Here is an 18,246-nt window from a genome sequence, read left to right as displayed (position 1 = left end):
GCGCGTAACCACCGTATGTCCGCGGTTAAGGGTTTCTTCGACGGCGGTTTTAGCTGTGTGAACTGCTCACGTTCGTCACTCCGGTCGCTCGTCGGGGCCGGTTCGGAGTCCGACTGGATGGGTTGGTTTCAAACCCTGCGGAGCGAAGTGGGGGACATGCGACTCGTGGCCTTCGACTTCGACGGAACGCTCTCGGACTCGGAGATGACGGTACTCCTCGGCCGCCGGATGGACGTGGCCGACGAGATGGCCGACATCACCGACCGCGCGATGAACGACGAGATCTCCTACGCCGACAGCCTCCGCGAACGCGCCGCCCTCCTCGACGGACTCGACGAGGAGTCCGCCGAGGAGGCGTACGGTGACGTGACCCTCCGGCCGGGCGCCGCGGACCTCATCGCCCGCCTCCGGGACGCCGGCCACCACGTCGCCATCCTCACCGGCGGCTTCGAACGCGGCGTCGAACGCGCTCTGGAGGCGGAGGGCGTCGAAGTGGACACTATCGTCGCCAACCGTCTCCCCGTCGAGGGCGGGCGTCTCACCGGCGAGGTGGAGGGACCGCTCGTCGAGGGGACGAAGGACGAGGCGCTGGAGTCGCTGGCCGCCGACCTCGGCGTGAAACTCTCCCGCACCGTCGCCGTCGGCGACGGCGCGAACGACCTGCCGATGCTCGAAGTCGCCGGCCTCTCCGTCGGCTTCGTCCCGAAACCGGCCGTCCGACCGTCCTGCGACGCCGTCGTCGCCTCGATGTACCGCCTCGGCAAGGTGTTCGAGGGGTACAGTATCCTGCCGAAGTCCGACCAGTAGCGCCGACGCGGACGACGGCGGGCGCGGCACCGACCGCAGCGTCGCCCGTCCTCCGTCGCCCGCCGTCTCCCGCCCGCAGAGACCGCTCCCACCGAACGCACTCTCGCCCCTTCGGGACACGTTTTTACCTCGCTCGGTCGACGGCCGAACTATGACGATGTACGACCGGTCGCCGTCGGCCGACTTCGTCGTCGCCGCCGACTGGGACCGCGGGTTGAGTTGGCTCTCCCATCCGCGGGAGACGGCGCGCAGGGCGAGTCACGCCGTCGTCGGCGACGGCGGCGGCGTCTGGCTGTTCGACCCGCTCGACGCCGCCGGAATCGACGACGCCGTCGCCGAACTCGGTTCGGTCGCCGGCGTGGCCGTCCTCTCGGCGTACCACGCCCGCGACGCCGGCGCGTTCGCCGCCCGCCACGACGTTCCCGTGTCGATCCCGCGGTGGCTCCCGCGCGTCGCGGACCGGGTCGACGCCCCCGTCGAACGGTTCGACGGCCGCCTCGGCGACTCGGGCTTCCGCGTCCGCGAACTCGCGCCGTTTCCGGGCTGGTCGGAGGGCGTCGCCCACCGGCCGTCCGACGACACGCTGTACGTCCCGGAGTCGCTCGGCACCGCCTCGCCCTACACCGTCGGCGACGAACGCCTCGGCCTGTAACTCACCCAGCGACTGCTGACGCCCCGGTTCCTCCTCGACTACGACCCCGAACGCGTCCTCGTCGGCCACGGCGAAGGCGTCTCACGGGAGGCGACGGCGGCGCTCAGAGACGCGGTCGAGAACGGCCGAAGACGGCTGCCGCGGGCGCTTCGGGAGAACGGGCTGTCGCAGGTCCGCGCGGCGGTGACGGCGATGCTGGAGTGACGGCGATGGTAGACTGAGGCGATGCTGGAGTGACGGCGATGGTAGACTGAGGCGATGCTGGAGTGACGGCGATGGTAGACTGAGGCGATGCTGGAGTGACGGTGATGGTAGACTGAGGCGATGCTGGAGTGACGGCGATGGTAGACTGAGGCGATGCTGGAGTGACGGCGATGGTAGACTGAGGCGATGCTGGAGTGACGGTGACGCTGGAGTGAGACAGTACGGAGTGACGGCGACGAAGGGACCGCGGTGGACCCGGGTGACCGCGGCGGCCGTGACGGTTCACTCGGCGTACTCGAACAGGCTGAACTGGTTGCCGGAGGGGTCCGCGAACATCGCTTCGGTGCCCCACGGGTACGTCCGCGGTTCCTGCGTGATTTCGACGCCGGCGTCCCGGAGGGCGGCGACGGACGCCTCGCAGTCCGGCGTCCGGAACGTCCACCACGTCTCGGTCCCGCGCTTCGACTCCAGGAGCGTCTGCGTGTTCTCGTCGTAGTACGGTTCCTCGGCCTCGACGAGCGAAATCTCGACGTCCTGTTCGGGGACACCCACCGTGACCCACCGGCCCGCCTGTCCGTCCATCTCGAAGTCGTCGTCCGCCTTCACCTCGAAGCCGAGCGTCTGCGTGTAGAACTCGATGGCGTCGTCGACGTCGTCGACGACCAGCGAGACGATGCGCAGGCCGGTTATCTCCGCTCGCTGCTGTGTCTTGCTCATACACTCCCCGTACGCGCGTCGAAAGAATAGCTATAGTTGACGCTCCCGCGGACGATACCGGCGTCTGACCGGTCGGGACGCCCCGGTCAGTCCTCGTCGGAGCGGTCGACCCTCGGCTCCGACGTACGGTGCTCGCTGGCCGCCGACAGCGCGGGGATTTCGCGGGGCTGGCGGTGGCGGACGACCACCACGTCGTACGCTCCGTCCGCGGCGACTCTGCTCCCGACGCTACTGAGAGTCGTGACGATGTGGCCGGCGTTCTCGCTGCCGACGAACACCATCGACGCCTCCTCGCGTCTGGCCACCTTGCGAAGCCGGTTCGCTATCGTCCCCGGCGTCGCGTAGCGGTCCACCGCCTCGTACTGGAAGTCGGCGCTCGGACTGCGGTCGGCCACCCGTTCGTGCAGTCGCGAGACCACCGTCTCTCGGTCGAACGCCTCGCCCGCGTCGAGCCACCCCCGCTCGCGGGCGTACTCGACGTTCCCGTCGGGAATCACGCTCACCGCGAGGGTGTCCTCGTCGAAGGCGTACCCGAACTGCGTCGCCCGCGTGAGCGCCGCCGCCGCGAGTTCCGACCCGTCGAAGGGGACGAGAAGTGCCATGTTTCGACATTCGCTCGATCCGACAAATAGCCTTCTAGTCGCCCTCGATGCGGAGAGCAGAGGGCGCTGCCCGGCGGCTTAGCTCACCGGTTCAGCGTGTGAATCGCCTGTCCCTGCGCGTTCTCGGCGGCTTCCATGACCGCCTCGGCGAGGGTGGGGTGGGTGTGGATGGTGCCGGCCACGTCTTCGAGCGTCGCGCCCATCTCGATGGCGAGTGCGAGTTCGGCGACGAGTTCCGAGGCTTCGGGGCCGACTATCTGGCCCCCGAGGACGAAGCCGCTGTCCTCGTCGGCGACGACGCGGACGAAGCCGTCGGTGTGGCCCGTCGTCATCGCGCGCCCGGAGGCGTTGAACGGCATCTGGCCGACGGCGGGAGTGAAGCCCGCCTCCTCGGCCTCCGCCTCGGTCATGCCCACCGTCCCTATCTCGGGGTCGGTGAACACCGCGGCGGGGACGGCCTGCGCGTCGTAGGCCGCGGGTTCGCCCGCGACGTGTTCGGCCGCGACGATGCCCTCTTTCGACCCGACGTGCGCCAGCATCGGCGAGTCGGCCACCACGTCGCCGACGGCGTAGATGTGCTCGACGTCCGTCCGCATCCGGTCGTCCGTCTCGAGGAAGCCGTTCTCGTTCGGTTCCAGACCGGCGTTCGCCACGTCGAGGGTGTCGGTGACCGGCGACCGGCCGACGGCGACGAGCACCTTGTCGGCGTGGTACGACGCCGTCTCGCCGTCCTCCGTCTCCGTCTCGACGACGACGCCGTCGCCGTCGGGCGACCAACCGCTCGCGCCCTCGCCGAAGTGGAAGTCGATGCCGAGGCTCTCGGCGTGCGTGCGGACGACGCGGGCGACGTCGTCCTCGTAGCCCGGGAGCACGTCGTCCAGCATCTCCACGACGGTCACGTCGGAGCCGAGTTTCGCGAACGTCGTCGACAGTTCCATGCCGATGTAGCCCGCGCCGACGACGACGAGTTCGTCCGGCACCGAGTCGGCCGCGAGTGCGTCCCGCGACGACCAGATGGGGTCGTCGGCGAACTCGAACCCCGGAATCTGTATCGGGCGAGAGCCTGTGGCGACGATGCAGTGCTCGAACTCGACGGTTTCGGAGCCCTGCCCCTCGCCGCCGTGTTCGATGCGCACCGCGCCGTCGTCCTTGAACCGCGCCGTCCCCTCGATGAGGTTGACGCCGTTGGCCTTGCACAGTTTCTCGACGCCGCCGGTGAGTCCGTCCACCACGTCGTCCTTCCAACTGCGCATCTGCGACATGTCCACCGCGGGGTTCGCGTGGATGCCCATCTCCTCGGCGTGGCCCGCCTCGTGGGCCAGCGACGACGCGGTGATGAACGCCTTCGAGGGGATACAGCCGTGGTTCAGGCAGGTGCCGCCGTAGGCGTCCTTCTCCACCAGCGTCGTGTCCAGTCCGTGTTGCGCCGCGCGGATGGCGGCGACGTAGCCGCCCGGTCCCGCGCCGACGACCAGTACCTCAGTTCCTGTCGAGATGTCTCCAACGACCATTTATTCGAGCATGAGGAGTTTGGGGTTCGCGAGGTACTCCCTGACCTTGTTCGTGAATCGCGCACCGACCGCGCCGTCGACGACGCGGTGGTCGAACGATAGCGACAGCGTGAGCACCTTCCGCGGGACGACGTCGCCGTCGACGACGCGGGGTTTCTCCTTGATGGCACCGAGAGCGAGGATACCCACCTCGGGGTAGTTGATGATGGGCGTCGCGTACTCGCCGCCGATACCCCCGACGTTGGTGATGGTGAAGGTGCCGCCCTGCATCTCGTCGGGGGATATCTTCCGCTCGCGGGCCTTCTGCACCTTCTCGTTCATCTCGCGCGCGAGGTCCAACAGGCCCTTGCCGTCCGCGCCGTGGACGACGGGCACCATCAGGCCGACGTCCGTCGCGGTGGCGACGCCGACGTTGTACTCCTCGCGGAGCACTATCTCCTCGTTCTCCTCGTCGAGTTGGGAGTTCATGAACGGGAACTCTTTCAGGGCCGCGACGACGGCCTTCATCACGAACGGCATGTACGTGAGCGAGACGCCCTGTTCCTCGGCGAGGGGCTTCAGTTCCTCGCGGAGTTCGACCAACTCGGTCACGTCCACCTCGTCGTGGTGCGTGACGTGCGGGGCGGTGTACTTCGACGTCTCCATCTGGTTCCCGATGGCCCGGCGGACGCCCCGGTAGGGGACGCGTTCGCCGGCCGCGGGAGCCGCATCCGCGGATTCGGTCGCGGCGGACGCCGTCTCCGCGTCGGCCGCCTCGGCCGCCTCGCCGGCGCCCTCCTCGGCCGCAAGCGCCTCCGCGTCGGCCTCCTGTGCCGCGCGCTGGGCCTCGGCGTACTCCCGGACGGCCGCGGCGGAGACGAACGCCTCGCCGTCCCGTCGTTCGGTCGCCGGCACGTCGTCGATGTTCACGCCCTCCTCCTGGGCGACGCGCCGCGTCGCGGGCGCGGCCAGCGTCTTCTCCCGGCCGGCCGCCGACTGCGACGCCGACGCGGCCGACGAGACTTCGCCGTTGCCGGCGTCGCCGCGCTTCGAGACGGCCGACTCGCCGGAGAACGACACCTCCCGCGGCCCGCCCGTCTCCGCCTCGTCGTCGGACTCCGCGGCCGCGCGCACGTCGGACTCGGTCACCCGGCCGCTCGGACCCGTGCCCGAGACGGCGGCCACGTCCACGTCGAGTTCGCGCGCGAGTTTGCGGACGCTCGGGGACGCGAACACGCGGCCGGACGACGTCTCCGTCTCCGCCGTCTCTTCGGCCGTCGCGCCCTCGTCGGTCGCCTCGGCGTCTGCGCTCGCCTCGGTACCGTCGCCCGCCTCGCTCTCGGCGGCGGCCTCGTCACCCTCGCCTTCGACGTCGAAGGTGATGATGACGGTGCCGACGGGGACCATCTCGCCCTCCTCGGCGAGCAGTTCCTTCACCGTCCCGTCGTACGGCGACGGAACGTCGACCAGCGCCTTGTCCGTCTCCACCTCCGCGACCACCTGGTCCTCGGTGACCGTGTCGCCGGGGGAGACGTGCCACGTGACGAGTTCGCCCTCGGCGACGCCCTCGCCCACGTCGGGCAGTTTGAATTCCTTCGTAGCCATCGTTCAGAACTCCACCGCGTCGCGGATACCTTCTTCGACCCGTGCGACCGACGGGAGGTAGTAGTCTTCGAGGGCGTAGAGGGGGTACGGCACGTCGTAGCCCGCGATGCGCGTGATGGGTGCCTCCTGGTGGAGCAGCGCTTCCTCCTGAATCGTCGCGGTTATCTCCGCGCCGAGGCCGCCCGTCTTCGGCGCCTCGTGGACGACGGCGCCGCGCCCCGTCTTCTTGAACGACTCCACGATGGTCTCCTCGTCCATCGGCGAGACGGTGCGCAGGTCGACGACTTCGACGCTGACGCCCTCCTCGTCGAGGTTCTCGGCCGCTTCGAGGGTCGGCCGGGTCATCGCGCCGTAGGTGTAGACGGAGATGTCCGTCCCCTCGCGGCGGACGGCCGCCTCGCCGAGGGGCACCTCGTAGTCGTCCTCGGGCACGTCGCCGCGGAACGCGCGGTAGATGAGTTTCGGTTCGAGGAAGATGACCGGGTCGGGGTCGCGGATGGCCGAGATGAGGAGCCCCTTCGTGTCGTACGGCGTGGAGGGCATGACGACTTTCAGGCCCGCCTCGTGGACGTAGAACGCCTCCTTGGACTCCGAGTGGTGTTCCGGCGCGCGGATGCCGCCGCCGTAGGGGGCGCGGACGACGAGGGGACAGGTGAACCGGCCGCGACTGCGGGTGCGCAGGCGGGCCGCGTGGCTCACTATCTGGTCGAACGCGGGGTACATGAAGCCGGAGAACTGCATCTCCGCGACCGGTCGCATCCCCATCGCGGCCATGCCGATGGCCGTCCCGGCGATGCCGGACTCCGCGAGGGGGGTGTCGATGACCCGGTCGTCGCCGAACTCGTCCCAGAGGCCCTCGGTCGCGCGGAAGACGCCGCCGTTCTTGCCGACGTCCTCGCCCATGACGACTACGCTATCGTCCGCTTTCATTTCGGTGTAGAGACCGTCCCGTACCGCCTGTACCAACGTGAGATTCTGCGTCTGTTGACTCTGACTCATTGTTTACTCTCGGAGGAACCCTTCGTCGCCGTACTCCGCGTACAGTTCCGCGAACGCCTCGGCTTGCGCCTCTATCTCGGGCGTCATCTCAGCGAAGACGTGCGTGAACATCTCGTCCGGTTCGGGTCGGGGTTCGGCCTCGGCTGCCTTGATTGCTTCTGCGACCTGGTCTTTCACGTCGGCCTGAATCGCCTCGACCGCCTCGTCGTCGAGGCGGCCGGTCTCCCGGAGGAACGTCTCCAGTCGCGGAATCGGGTCCTTCGCCTTCCACTTCTCCACCTCGTCGTCGTCGCGGTAGACGCTCGGGTCGTCCGCCGTGGTGTGCGCGCCGAAGCGGTACTGCACCGCCTCGATGAGCGTCGGCCGGCGTTCGCCCTCGCCGGGATTCTTCGCCTTGTCGACGGCCGCCCGCGTGGCGGCGTAGACGGCGAGGGGGTCCATCCCGTCCACCTGCACGCCCTCGAAGCCGTAGGCGACGGCCTTCTGCGCGATGGTCTCCGCGGCCGTCTGTCGCTCTCTGGGGACCGAGATGGCCCACTGGTTGTTGTTACAGAAGAACACGTTCGGCGTGTCGAAGACGCCCGCGAAGTTGAGCCCCTCGTGGAAGTCGCCCTCGCTGGTCGCGCCGTCGCCGAAGTAACAGAGGACGGCCTCGTCCTCGTTCTGCAACTTCTTGGCCCACCCCGCGCCCGTCGCGTGGAGCACCTGCGTCGCGATGGGGACGGCGACGGGGAACATGTTCACGTCCTCGGGGATGCGGTTCCCCTTCTCGTGGCCCATCCAGTAGAGGAGGGTCCGCTTCAGGGGGAGGCCGCGGTGGAGGGCCGCGCCGTGTTCGCGGTAACTCGGGAACATCCAGTCCTCCTCGTCCAACGCGAACGCGCTCCCTATCTGGGCCCCCTCCTGTCCGGACAACGGCGGGTACGTCCCCATCCGACCCTGTCGCTGGAGACTCACCGCCCGCGTGTCGAAGTGGCGGGCCAGGTACATCTCCCGGTACATCGTCACCAACTCCTCGTCGCTCAGGTCGGGGACGTCGCCGACCGGGTTCCCGTCTTCGTCGATGACGCGAAGCATGTCCTGCGGGTCTCGCTGCAGTACGCTCATGGGTGAACCCACCTTCTCATGTTCCGCAGGTCACCCGCCCCGCGTATAGTGTTTTCGTAAATAGTTTACTATGGGCAGAAATACTGCCACCAACGCGACAGAGTTTCAAACCACCCACCCGAGAAATCGAAACCGTCAATTTTCACGCCGAGAACGCTGACGTTTATCCCCGATGTGCGGCTGACGGTGGACGATAATGGACGAACGTGTAGAATTAGGGGCAGGATACCGCCGCCGGTCGTCGCGTCGCGCCGCGGTCGTGCGATACGGTGTCAGTCGCCGGCCGCGCTCCGGGCCTCTCGGCGCGCCTGTTCGACCGACTTGCCGTCGCGGACGACGGCGTCCACGAACAGTTCGCCGGCCTTGTAGGACGACCGGACCATCGGGCCGGACGCACAGTAGAGGAAGTCCAGTTCGTCTTCGGCCACCCGCCGCCACGTCTCGAACGCGTCGGGGTGGACGTACTCGAACACGTCGAGGTGCGTCCGCGACGGTTGGAGGTACTGTCCCAGCGTCACCACGTCCACGTCCGCCTCGCGCAGGTCCGACAGCGTCTGGTATATCTCGTGGTCGTACTCGCCGAGTCCGAGCATGACGCTCGTCTTCGTGTAGATGTCCGACTCGCGCTTCACCTGTTCGAGGACGGACAGCGACTGCGCGTAGTTCGCCCGCCTGTCGCGGACGGGCCACTGGAGGCGTTCGACCGTCTCGATGTTGTGCGCGATGACGTCGGGGTCGGCGTCGATTATCTTCCGGACGGCGTCCTCGTCGCCCTGGAAGTCGGGGATGAGCACCTCCACGAGGACGCTCGGGTCGCGGCGCTTTATCTCGCGGATGGTCTGCGCGAAGTGCGCGGCCCCCTGGTCCGGCAAGTCGTCGCGGTCCACGGACGTGAGGACGACGTAGTCCAGCCCGATTTCCGCCACCGCGCTGGCGACGTTCGCGGGTTCCTCGGGGTCCAGCGGTTCCATCCCGCCCGTCTCCACGTCGCAGAAGTTACACCCGCGCGAACACCGGTCGCCCATCAGCATGAACGTCGCCGTGCCGGGGCCGTCGCGGCCGCTCCAGCACTCGCCCATGTTCGGGCAGTTCGCCTCCTCGCAGACGGTGTGCAGGTCGCGGTCCCGCAGCGTCTGTTTGATGTCCGTGAAGCGTCGCCCCGACGGCGGGCGCATCTTCAACCAGTCGGGCTTCCGCCTGCCGCTCATACGAACTTCTTCGTCGGAGAGGTGAAAAGCGTGAGGATTACTCGGACCCCGCTCGGCCCGCGTTCCGTCAGTCGGACTTCGTGGACCGGTCGCCCGTCGCGCCGGCCGCCGGCCCTCGCTGCGTCGTCGGTCCCGGTGCGCCGAGTCGCTCGACGCCCGTCCGACAGAGCCACTCCACGAGCGCCGTCGCCTCGTCGGCGTCGCGGACGAACTCCGTCGCCGCCGTCGCCCGTTCCTCGGCGTCGCCGACGCGGACGCCGACGCCGTCGCGTTCGACCGCGCGGAACCCCGCCTCGTCCGTCCGCGCGTCGCCGACGAACACGGGGAGACAGGCGGCGCGTTCGTCCAGGAGCGACGAGACGACGCTGCCCCTGTCCCACGCGACGGCCGGTCGGACCTCGACTTCGCCGGCGCCCTCGCGGACCGCGAGCGTCCCGCTGGCGAACTCGCCGACGGCGCGCGCGACGGCCTTCCAGACGGCGGGCACGCGCGAGTCGGGAACGCGCCGGTGGTGGACGGCCAGCGTCTGCCCCCGGTGTTCGACGGCGACGTTCGCCTCGTCGGCGAAGTCGTCGCGGAGTTCCTCGCAGACGTGGTCCACGTCCGGCCGGTACGTCTCCGCGACCGGGTGGACGTTCCGCACGCCCTCGGTGCGCAGTTCGAGGCCGTGGTTGCCGGCGTAGGTCACGCCCGGCAGGTCGACGCGCGTCCGCACGTCGTCGAGTGGCCGTCCGCTCGTCACCGCGACGGTGACGCTCGGACGACTGTGCAGTTCCGCCACCGCGGCGCGCATCTCCGGCCGAACCGTCGCCTCGTCGGGGGTCTCTCCCGGGACTGCGAGCGTCCCGTCGAACTCCAGACACAGGAGGAGTTCCTCCCGTTCGGGCAGGCGGGACGCGAGCGTCTCCACCGCGGCGTCCAGCGCCTCGCTCCGCGCCTCAGACATCGCGACCACCCGCCCGAAGCGCCTCGGGGTCCCGACTCGCGGCGTCGAGGACGTCCGTCACCCACGCGTCCAGGTCGTTGTCGCGGACCCGTTCGCGCAGCGACCGCATCCGGCGGCGGCGTTCGACGGTGGACATCGACAGCGCCCGGTGGATGGCCGTCGCGAACCCGTCGCGGGAGTGCGGGTTGATCTGTACCGCCTCGTCGAGTTCCTCGTGTGCGCCCGCGAACTCGCTCAGGAGGAGGACGCCGTCGTCGTCGACCTGCGCGGCGGCGTACTCCTTGGCGACGAGGTTCATCCCGTCCTTGAGGGGGCTCACGAGTGCGAGGTCGCTGTGGCGGTACAGCCCGTACAGTTCGCGCTGGTCGAGGTGGTCGTCCACGTGGACGATGGGCTGCCACGTCGCTGTGCCGAACCGGTCGTTCACCCGGTCGACGGCCGCGGTGACCTCCTCGGCGATGCGTTCGTAGGCGGGTATCCGCGACCGACTGTGGCTCGACTTCTGGACGAACGTCAGTTCGCCGCGCCACTCGGGGTGGTCCTCCCAGAAGCGTTCGAGCGCGCCGATTCGCTCGGGGATGCCCTTCGTGTAGTCGAGGCGGTCCACGCCGACGGCGACGGCGACGTTGGGGTCGATGCCGTACGTCCCGGCGAGGTGCGCCCACGCGTGCTGGTCGAAGTTCGCCGCCGTCGAGGCGATTCGCTCGGCGTCGACGCCCATCGGGAACGCGCCGACGCGGACCGTCCGGCCGTCGACGTGGACGACGCCGGCCTCGCGGTCCACGCGCGTCCCGTCGAGGGCGGCGGCGCAGTCGAGGAAGTTGTCCCGGTAGCGTTCGACGTGGAAGCCGAGCAGGTCGTTCGCGAGCAGTCCCTCGACGAGTTCCCCGGCGTGGGGGACGACCCGGAACGTCTCCCACGACGGCCACGGGATGTGCCAGAACTGGACCGTGTTCGCGCCCTCGGGTAGCGACTCCCGAATCGTCTTCGGCGCGAGGCAGAAGTGGTAGTCCTGTATCCAGACGGTCGAGTCCTCGGTCGCCCGTTCGGCCGCCGCCTCGCCGAACGACTCGTTGACCGACTCGTACGTCTCCCAGTACCTCGGCTCGACCTCGACCCGGCCGACCAGGTCGTGACAGAGCGGCCACAGGACCCGGTTGCTGTAGCCGTAGTAGTAGTCCGTCACCTCGTCGTCGGTCAGCCAGACGCGGCGCAGCGTGTACCGTTCGTCGTCCGGCGGAACCGCCACGCAGTCGTCCTCGTCGGTGACGACGGCGTCCGCCTCGCCGTCGCCCCACGCGACCCAGTCGCCGCCCGTCCGCTGGACCACGGGGTCGAGTCCCGCGGTCAGTCCGCCGACGGGTTCGTCGACGACGACGCCGCCGTCGGCGTCGTACCCGTGCTGGTACGGTTCGCGGTTCGAGACGACGACGAGGTCGCGTTCGGTCCCGCCGGCCCGACGCGTCCCTCGCGTCGGTTCCATCTCGTTCTCGGCGCTCGGTCGGAAATCGTCGACGGCTTCCGCTGGGGTCTCAGACATGAGCACCTGTCACCTCCGCACCCGTTCGGGCGAACCGCCGCCCTGCAGTCGCCGGTCGTTCGGGCCCGGGCCGCGGGGGCCGCCGTCGTCGGGCTGGTCGGACGCCGTCCAGTGCGTGCTGCTCTGGGGGGTCACGTCCGACGCGACCTGCCGGCCGATGCTGGCGACGTTCAGCGCCGAATCGGAGTTCTCGACGGCGGCGTTGATGCGCTCCATCCACGAGAACAGCGCGCCGAGCGCTTCGGACTCGCTCGTCACGTGCCCGACGATTCGGCACGACTCCGCCTCGTTGACCCGGTGTCGGAACCGCAACTGCCACCGACCCGAGAACTCTCGGTGGGGACCGTCCGCCTCGACGGCTTCGACTGTCACGTCGCGTTCGCGGTGCCGAAAGCCGATGCCGTCGTCCGAGCGTACGACGTGCCAGTGACAGGGCATCTGGTCCCTGTCGAGTCTCTTGTAGGGGTCCATCGGGGTGAAATAAACATGGGCTCTCTCACCGTACTTGATTGTGGTTGTATATTCTTGGATTTTATAACAGAAGGGGCGAAATTATATCTGGTTTCGACACTATCGGCTGCCACATACAATCTCGGGAAGGCCACACACGTCGAGAAACGACTGTTTGAAACGTGTATGTATCATGAAAGATAGCGACGATACGTCGACGAATTCCGGGACTGCGAGGCGGCCCGTTCGTGACCGAATCTAGACCGTATCGGGTGGCCGACGCTTTGATACTCGTCGCGGATGCGTTCTCAGACGATGAGCACAATCGCGGCCGTCGAACTCGACGCAGACGAGTTCGCACTCGGCGAGTCACTACCCGCCCTCGACGACGGCGAACTGGAGGTCATTCGCGTCGCCGCGACGAACGAGAACACCGTCGTCCCCTACGTCCGCGTCTCCGGCGACGGGTTGGACGCGTTCGAGGAGTCGCTGTCGTCGGACTCGTCGGTCGAGACGTGGCGCCTCGTGGACGACCTGGGCGACGAACGACTGTACCGGATGGAGTGGACGGAGGACATCCTCGTCGTCGTTCACCTCCTCTTGGAGGAGGAGGGGGCCGTCCTCGAGATGCACGGCGGGCGGGGCACGTGGCGACTCCGGGTCCTCCTCCCGGACCGGGACTCGCTCACGGAGACGGCGCAGTTCTGCGAGGAACGCGACCTGACGTTCGCCATCAAGCACATCTACGAACTCGACGGGTCGGTCGGCCGCGGCCAGTACGGCCTGTCGAGGGACCAGTACGAAGTCCTCACGACGGCTCTCGGACAGGGCTACTTCGACGTCCCGCGGAACGTCACGATGGGTGACCTCGCCGCCGAACTCGACATCTCCCAGCAGGCCGTCTCCGAACGACTCCGGCGCGGTCACAAGAACCTCCTCGAGAGCACGCTCGAAGTGGGCGAGTCCTCGTTCGGCGAACCGACCAAGCAACGACTCCAGTGACGGCGACTGTCGGTCGCTGTCCCGGTCTGTGACCGTCTCCGCTCCACCCCTCGTTTTCGCTCGTCCCGTCCTCGGTCCCCCCGTCGCCGTCCCGTCCTCGCTTCTCCCGTCGCCGTCCCGTCCTCGGCACCGTCGCCGTCTCTCACGGTCTCTCCTTCCGTTCTCGGACCGACAGTCCCTCACGACTGTTTCGCATCGACCATCGAAGACCGTGACAGACGTATCACATATTCGAAATACTCAAGAGCGAGTAAATCCTAACGTCGGTGTGAACTGGAAGCACCCCCGTAACCGAACGAAAGCCGAATCGAAGAAAGAAGAGCCCAAGACCGGCACCGACTGGTCGTTCGTCGCGGCCGCCATCGGTGTCGCGTAACGCGACTTCCATTTTTACTTCGGCGTCACAGGCAGCCGTCGGACCGCTCGCGTCCGCGTGGAGAAACGCCTTTTAGTCCGTAGAACCGGGTGTCGCGTATGACTCTCGCTGTCGCGTCGCCTCGGAGGTCGCTCGCGTGAAGGTCGAATCGGTCGTCCCCGAGTTCGCCGACGCCTTCGGGTTCGACGAGTTCAACCGGATGCAACGGGAGGCGGCGCCCGCCATCCTGGACCGCGACGACAACGTCGTCGCCGCCGCCCCGACGGCCAGCGGGAAGACGGCGCTGGCCGAGTTGGCCATCTGCCGCGCCCTCCGCAACGGCGGCACCGCCCTGTTCATCGCCCCCCTCCGCGCCCTCACGAACGAGAAGGAGTCCGAGTGGGAACGCTTCGAGTCGCTCGGCTACTCCGTCTACGTCGTCACCGGCGAACGCGACCTGAACCCCCGCCGCGCCGAACGCGCCGACATCCTCGTCATGACGCCCGAGAAGACGGACTCCGCCACCAGGAAGCACGAGTCCGCGCGCTACTCGTTCATCACCGACGTGGACTGCTGCGTCATCGACGAAGTCCACCTCCTCGACTCGGACACCCGCGGCGGCGTCCTCGAGGTCACCGTCTCCCGCCTGCGCCGCATCTGCGACCCGCGCGTCGTCGCCCTGTCGGCGACGATGCCGAACATCGAGGACGTGGCCAACTGGCTGGACGCGCCGCCGGAGACGACGTTCGAGTTCGGCGACGACTACCGCCCGGTGGACCTGCACGCCGGCGTGAAGACGTACTCGCACGGCGAGAACTCCTTCGCGGACAAGTACCGGCGGCTCTACCGCGCGCTCGACCTCTCGGAGGAACACATCCGCGACGGCGGGCAGGCCCTCGTCTTCGTCTCCTCCAGACAGGACACCGTCCGCGCCGCCGGCAAGGCCCGCGACGAAATCGGCAAGCGGGACATCCCCATCGGCGCGCGCGGCGACTACGACTTCCACAACGAGGCCAAGGAACTCAGCAACGACTCGTTGCGGAAGGCGGTCCCCGACGGCGTCGGCTTCCACCACGCCGGACTGGCGAAAGACGACCGCGACAGGGTCGAGGAGTGGTTCAAGCAGGGGAAGATTCAGCTCCTGTTCTCCACCTCGACGCTGGCGTGGGGCGTCAACCTCCCCGCGCGGTGCGTCGTCATCCGCGACACGAAGTACCACGACCCGCTGGAGGGCGAGGTGGACATCTCGCCGCTGGACATCCTCCAGATGCTCGGGCGCGCGGGCCGCCCCGGCTACGACGACGTGGGGTACGGCTGGGTCGTCTGCGACCGCTCGGACGCCGACAAGTACCGGCGACTCCTCCGCGAGGGCAAGGAGATAGAGTCCCGCCTCGCCGAGGACCTCGACTCCCACCTCAACGCCGAGATAGCGATGGGCACCATCGGCGACTTAGAGGACGTGATGTCGTGGTTGCGGACGACGTTCTACTACCAGCGCGCGCGCTCGAAGCCCGACCGGTACGACTTCGACGGCCTCCGCGACCGGGTGCGCGAGACGCTCGAAACCCTCGTCGCCCGCGGGTTCGTCGAGATGGGCGAGGACCTCTCCATCGAGGCGACGCGCCTCGGCCGCCTCGCCTCGAAGTACTACCTCAGGCTCGACACCGCCCGCCGGTTCGCCTCGCTCACGGAGCGAGACACCATCACCGACGACTCGATTCTGGAGGCGGTCGCCGGAGCGGCGGAGTTCCACGACGTGTCCGCCCGGCAGTCGGAGGTGGACGCCGTCGACTCGGTCCTCACGGGCGTCCAGACGACGCTGGAGGACGGCCCGCGGAAGGTGCTGGCCATCCTCCACGCCGGGATGTCGAACAGCACGCCCTCGGACCTGCGCTCGGACGCGTGGATAATCCGGCAGAACGCGCTCCGACTGCTCTCGGCGCTCCGGGAGTTCCTCGACGCCTTCGCCGGGCCGCGCGCGGCGAACCTCGCCCGCCGCGTCGAGGCGCGGGTCGAACACGGCGTCTCCCGCGACGCCGTCGCCCTCACCGCGGTGGACGGCATCGGGCCGAACCGCGCGAGCAAACTCGCCACCGGCGGCCTCCGGTCGCCGCGGGACGTGGTCGAGGCCGGCACCGCCGAACTGACGCGGGCGGGCCTCTCGGACGGCGTGGCGCGACAGGTGGTGCAGAACGCCCGCGCCCACCCGGACGTCGACATCGTCTGGGGGGACTTCCCCGACAGCATCGCGACGGGGGAGAACCAGATGTGCGAGGTCCGCGTCCGCAACCGCGCGGGCGGCGCGGCCGTGGGCGTCCGCGTGACCGCCGTCGCGGGGGACAACGAGGCGGAGATGACGACGAAGCGGACCTACCTCTCGGACGAGACGAGCGTCCACGTCGGCGTCTTCGGCGCGCCCGCCGACGAGGTGACCTACCGCGTCGAGGTGACGTTCCCGGACGACCCCCTCCACCCGGTCACGGAGACGCGCACCGTGCGCGTGGACTGACACCGCTCTCGGACTCGTTCGCAACTAACACCGGGTTTACTCGACGCGAAACGGGGGGGTTGGCCTCGGCTACGGGCTCTCGTCTGCATCGGAGTGAGCGCTCTCGTCGCCTCTCGTCGGTTCTCGACCGCACTCGCTCGCTCAGTCGAGGAGTGTCCGACGCAGTTCCTCGGGACCGTCGACCACCACGTCCGCCCGCGAGAGGTCCAACTCGGCGTTGTGCGTCGAGCGGTAGGCGACGGTGAACGCGCCGGACCGGGCGGCCGCCTCGACGCCGTGGACGGAGTCCTCGACGACGACGCAATCGCCCGGCGAGAGGCCGAGTTCGGCCGCGGCGTGTTCGTAGATGTGCGGTTCCGGCTTGCCCGGGTCGTCGATGTCGTCCGCGCTGAGAATCAGGTCGAGGGGGTCCAGCCCGAACCGGTCGCGGACGATTCCGATCCACGCCTGCGGCGCCGAGGAGACGATGCCGAGTTTCCGCCCGGCCGCGCGGATGGCGTCGAACAGGTCGTTCGCCCCGTCCATCAACTCGACCTGCTCGCCGTACAGCGACTGCGCGCGGTCGTCGTACGCCGCCACGAACTCCTCTTTGGTCACCGTGGTGCCGTACTCCGCGGTGAGGTAGTCGTGAATCTCGCGGTAGTTCATGCCCGTCACCTCCTCGTGGGAGGGGTCGCCGGACTCGATGGCCTCCGCGTACACCCAGTCGTCCTCGAACCGGTGCCAGTACGTCTCTGAGTCGACCAACACGCCGTCCATGTCGAACAACACCGCGTCGTCGGGGACGTCCATGCCTCCCTCAAGGGGCGCTATCACTCAAAGGTCTTCGTGAGACGGTTTTTATCGCAGGGCGCGGCCAGCGACCCCATGCCAGAGACGATTCGCGTCTTCGCCGGCGACTGCACGACCACGTTCGAGGGTTCGCGCGCCCGTACCCAGCGCGGACGCGTCGTGGTCGTCGTGAAACCCGACCGCACCGTCCTCGTCCACGACGCGGACGGCTACCAGCCCGTGTCGTGGCTGACCCGCCCCGACTCGCTCACGGTCGAGACGGACGACGCCGGGTTCGGACTCGTCGCCCGCGCGGGCGACCAGGTGCTCCGCGTCCGGAGTCACGAGTCGAGCGGACGGGCGGAGTACCCGGCCACCGAGGCGGGCGTCCCCGTCGGGTCGCACCCGCGGACGGGCGAACCACTCGTCCGCGTCGGCGGCGCCGTCGTCGGACTCGACTCCGACGCGACGTACAAACTCCCCGCGGGGGCGACGGTGCTGGAGGAGACGTGCGAGGACTGCGGCCTGCCGAGGATGCGCGCCGAGTGCGGCGCCGCCTTCGAACTCTGCGTGGACCGCGCCTGCGAGTCGCTGGACGACGCCGTCCGCGACCGGTTCGACGGCGAGTGGACCTGCCCGGACTGCGAGTCCCCCCTCTCCGTCGTCCGCCGCGGCGGCCGCCTCCTCGCCGGGTGTTCGGCGTACCCGGACTGCGAGGCGGCGTTCGCGATTCCCGCCGGCGTCGTCGTCGCCGACTGCGACTGCGGACTCCCCGTGTTCGAGACGGCCCGCGGGCGGCGGTGCCTCGACGGGACGTGCGAGGCGTTCGGCGGGTGAGCGTTCGAGCGCACCCCTCACGGGCGTGTTCGCCGTCCGTCGGTCGGCCTGAGCGGGCGGCCGAGTACGGCGTCGTTCCGGTCAGTCGGTCGTCTCGAACGGTTCGTCTCGCTGTTCGAGGACCACGGTCAGCCTGCCGGGCCGAGGACGGCGGGCGGCCTCGCGGACGCTCTCGAACTCGGCCAGCGTCGCCGTCGAGTCCTCCGTGTTCATGCGAACCGTCCGCGACTCCTCTCGAACCGAATCGTACAGGCGGTCCAGCAGTCGTTCGACGGCGTGCGCGTCGGTCTTCGAGTCGATTTCGAACGTCGCCCGGTGGTCTTCCATACCGCTGTATGGGTCGTCGCGGGGATAGAACTGCCCCCGTCCGCTGGCCCGCCGTGCCGGAGCTTCCGCGGTCCGTTCTCGCACCCACGCCACCGCATCGTAGCCCCTATGTCCACGC

16 protein-coding genes and 1 pseudogene are annotated in these 18,246 nt (G+C 68.8%); 5 read left to right on the top strand and 12 right to left on the bottom strand.

Features of this window, described 5'->3' with window-relative positions; translation table 11 throughout:
- The first annotated feature begins 156 nt into the window (after nucleotides 1–156).
- Together serB and BM310_RS00155 are read left to right on the top strand one after the other, a co-directional pair.
- Nucleotides 157–807, top strand: coding sequence for a phosphoserine phosphatase SerB (gene serB / locus BM310_RS00160; RefSeq protein WP_089803731.1), 651 nt, complete (start codon nucleotides 157–159; stop codon nucleotides 805–807).
- A 151-nt stretch (nucleotides 808–958) separates the two neighbouring features.
- Nucleotides 959–1,459: a hypothetical protein gene (locus BM310_RS00155; protein WP_342714002.1), complete on the top strand. Its 501-nt coding sequence runs from the start codon at nucleotides 959–961 to the stop codon at nucleotides 1,457–1,459.
- Nucleotides 1,460–1,945: 486 nt separating this feature from the next.
- Here BM310_RS00155 and BM310_RS00150 read toward each other — a convergent pair whose 3' ends face one another.
- The 10 genes and pseudogenes from BM310_RS00150 to BM310_RS00105 all read right to left on the bottom strand — a co-directional run bounded on the left by BM310_RS00150 (nucleotide 1,946) and on the right by BM310_RS00105 (nucleotide 12,348).
- Nucleotides 1,946–2,380 (bottom strand): VOC family protein, encoded by a 435-nt coding sequence (locus BM310_RS00150; RefSeq protein ID WP_089803730.1) that lies wholly within the window; start codon nucleotides 2,378–2,380, stop codon nucleotides 1,946–1,948.
- A gap of 86 nt (nucleotides 2,381–2,466) precedes the next feature.
- Nucleotides 2,467–2,982 carry a universal stress protein gene (locus BM310_RS00145; protein ID WP_089803729.1) on the bottom strand — a complete coding sequence of 172 codons (516 nt, stop codon included), beginning with the start codon at nucleotides 2,980–2,982 and terminating at the stop codon, nucleotides 2,467–2,469.
- An 83-nt stretch (nucleotides 2,983–3,065) separates the two neighbouring features.
- The gene (gene lpdA, locus BM310_RS00140; protein WP_089803728.1) at nucleotides 3,066–4,493 is read right to left on the bottom strand and encodes a dihydrolipoyl dehydrogenase; all 1,428 of its coding nucleotides are present in this window, start codon (nucleotides 4,491–4,493) and stop codon (nucleotides 3,066–3,068) included.
- Nucleotides 4,494–6,077, bottom strand: a complete 1,584-nt coding sequence (locus tag BM310_RS00135; RefSeq protein WP_089803727.1) for a dihydrolipoamide acetyltransferase family protein — start codon at nucleotides 6,075–6,077, stop codon at nucleotides 4,494–4,496. It lies immediately after the preceding gene.
- Between the two features lie 3 nt (nucleotides 6,078–6,080).
- The gene (locus BM310_RS00130; RefSeq protein ID WP_089803726.1) at nucleotides 6,081–7,076 is read right to left on the bottom strand and encodes an alpha-ketoacid dehydrogenase subunit beta; all 996 of its coding nucleotides are present in this window, start codon (nucleotides 7,074–7,076) and stop codon (nucleotides 6,081–6,083) included.
- A 3-nt stretch (nucleotides 7,077–7,079) separates the two neighbouring features.
- Nucleotides 7,080–8,183 carry a pyruvate dehydrogenase (acetyl-transferring) E1 component subunit alpha gene (gene pdhA / locus BM310_RS00125; RefSeq protein WP_089803725.1) on the bottom strand — a complete coding sequence of 368 codons (1,104 nt, stop codon included), beginning with the start codon at nucleotides 8,181–8,183 and terminating at the stop codon, nucleotides 7,080–7,082.
- 272 nt (nucleotides 8,184–8,455) lie between these two features.
- Nucleotides 8,456–9,394: pseudogene (gene lipA, locus BM310_RS00120) on the bottom strand (lipoyl synthase); the annotation flags it as partial.
- 64 nt (nucleotides 9,395–9,458) lie between these two features.
- Nucleotides 9,459–10,337 (bottom strand): trehalose-phosphatase, encoded by an 879-nt coding sequence (gene otsB, locus BM310_RS00115; RefSeq protein ID WP_143105080.1) that lies wholly within the window; start codon nucleotides 10,335–10,337, stop codon nucleotides 9,459–9,461.
- Nucleotides 10,330–11,877 carry an alpha,alpha-trehalose-phosphate synthase (UDP-forming) gene (locus BM310_RS00110; protein WP_089806892.1) on the bottom strand — a complete coding sequence of 516 codons (1,548 nt, stop codon included), beginning with the start codon at nucleotides 11,875–11,877 and terminating at the stop codon, nucleotides 10,330–10,332. Before BM310_RS00110 ends, otsB begins: the two co-directional genes overlap by 8 nt.
- Nucleotides 11,878–11,886: 9 nt before the next feature.
- Nucleotides 11,887–12,348: a hypothetical protein gene (locus tag BM310_RS00105; protein WP_089803722.1), complete on the bottom strand. Its 462-nt coding sequence runs from the start codon at nucleotides 12,346–12,348 to the stop codon at nucleotides 11,887–11,889.
- 294 nt (nucleotides 12,349–12,642) lie between these two features.
- Between BM310_RS00105 and BM310_RS00100 the strand changes: the two genes are divergently transcribed.
- Together BM310_RS00100 and BM310_RS00095 are read left to right on the top strand one after the other, a co-directional pair.
- Nucleotides 12,643–13,329 (top strand): helix-turn-helix domain-containing protein, encoded by a 687-nt coding sequence (locus tag BM310_RS00100; RefSeq protein ID WP_089803721.1) that lies wholly within the window; start codon nucleotides 12,643–12,645, stop codon nucleotides 13,327–13,329.
- 512 nt (nucleotides 13,330–13,841) lie between these two features.
- Nucleotides 13,842–16,193, top strand: a complete 2,352-nt coding sequence (locus tag BM310_RS00095; RefSeq protein ID WP_089803720.1) for a DEAD/DEAH box helicase — start codon at nucleotides 13,842–13,844, stop codon at nucleotides 16,191–16,193.
- A gap of 141 nt (nucleotides 16,194–16,334) precedes the next feature.
- On the opposite strand, the gene BM310_RS00090 is transcribed toward BM310_RS00095, so the two are convergent.
- Entirely contained in the window at nucleotides 16,335–16,985 is a 651-nt protein-coding gene (locus tag BM310_RS00090; protein WP_089803719.1) for an HAD family hydrolase, read from the bottom strand.
- A gap of 75 nt (nucleotides 16,986–17,060) precedes the next feature.
- Between BM310_RS00090 and BM310_RS00085 the strand changes: the two genes are divergently transcribed.
- Nucleotides 17,061–17,801 carry an Sjogren's syndrome/scleroderma autoantigen 1 family protein gene (locus BM310_RS00085; protein ID WP_089803718.1) on the top strand — a complete coding sequence of 247 codons (741 nt, stop codon included), beginning with the start codon at nucleotides 17,061–17,063 and terminating at the stop codon, nucleotides 17,799–17,801.
- A gap of 81 nt (nucleotides 17,802–17,882) precedes the next feature.
- Here BM310_RS00085 and BM310_RS00080 read toward each other — a convergent pair whose 3' ends face one another.
- Nucleotides 17,883–18,128, bottom strand: coding sequence for a hypothetical protein (locus BM310_RS00080; RefSeq protein ID WP_089803717.1), 246 nt, complete (start codon nucleotides 18,126–18,128; stop codon nucleotides 17,883–17,885).
- Nucleotides 18,129–18,246 lie beyond the last annotated feature (118 nt).

This window comes from Halogeometricum rufum, from assembly GCF_900112175.1.
GTDB classification, from domain to species: domain Archaea; phylum Halobacteriota; class Halobacteria; order Halobacteriales; family Haloferacaceae; genus Halogeometricum; species Halogeometricum rufum.
Note: the sequence above shows the minus strand (reverse complement) of the source record. Positions and strands in the feature narration are given on the sequence as shown.

Bases quoted from the DNA above. Each gene is read 5' to 3' on its own strand.
- pdhA (WP_089803725.1), bottom strand. From the start codon at position 8,183: ATGAGCGTACTGCAGCGAGACCCGCAGGACATGCTTCGCGTCATCGAC.
- BM310_RS00080 (WP_089803717.1), bottom strand. From the start codon at position 18,128: ATGGAAGACCACCGGGCGACGTTCGAAATCGACTCGAAGACCGACGCG.
- BM310_RS00110 (WP_089806892.1), bottom strand. From the start codon at position 11,877: ATGTCTGAGACCCCAGCGGAAGCCGTCGACGATTTCCGACCGAGCGCC.
- BM310_RS00105 (WP_089803722.1), bottom strand. From the start codon at position 12,348: ATGGACCCCTACAAGAGACTCGACAGGGACCAGATGCCCTGTCACTGG.
- serB (WP_089803731.1), top strand. From the start codon at position 157: ATGCGACTCGTGGCCTTCGACTTCGACGGAACGCTCTCGGACTCGGAG.
- BM310_RS00135 (WP_089803727.1), bottom strand. From the start codon at position 6,077: ATGGCTACGAAGGAATTCAAACTGCCCGACGTGGGCGAGGGCGTCGCC.
- BM310_RS00145 (WP_089803729.1), bottom strand. From the start codon at position 2,982: ATGGCACTTCTCGTCCCCTTCGACGGGTCGGAACTCGCGGCGGCGGCG.
- BM310_RS00155 (WP_342714002.1), top strand. From the start codon at position 959: ATGACGATGTACGACCGGTCGCCGTCGGCCGACTTCGTCGTCGCCGCC.
- otsB (WP_143105080.1), bottom strand. From the start codon at position 10,337: ATGTCTGAGGCGCGGAGCGAGGCGCTGGACGCCGCGGTGGAGACGCTC.
- BM310_RS00150 (WP_089803730.1), bottom strand. From the start codon at position 2,380: ATGAGCAAGACACAGCAGCGAGCGGAGATAACCGGCCTGCGCATCGTC.
- BM310_RS00090 (WP_089803719.1), bottom strand. From the start codon at position 16,985: ATGGACGTCCCCGACGACGCGGTGTTGTTCGACATGGACGGCGTGTTG.
- lpdA (WP_089803728.1), bottom strand. From the start codon at position 4,493: ATGGTCGTTGGAGACATCTCGACAGGAACTGAGGTACTGGTCGTCGGC.
- BM310_RS00130 (WP_089803726.1), bottom strand. From the start codon at position 7,076: ATGAGTCAGAGTCAACAGACGCAGAATCTCACGTTGGTACAGGCGGTA.
- BM310_RS00100 (WP_089803721.1), top strand. From the start codon at position 12,643: ATGAGCACAATCGCGGCCGTCGAACTCGACGCAGACGAGTTCGCACTC.
- BM310_RS00085 (WP_089803718.1), top strand. From the start codon at position 17,061: ATGCCAGAGACGATTCGCGTCTTCGCCGGCGACTGCACGACCACGTTC.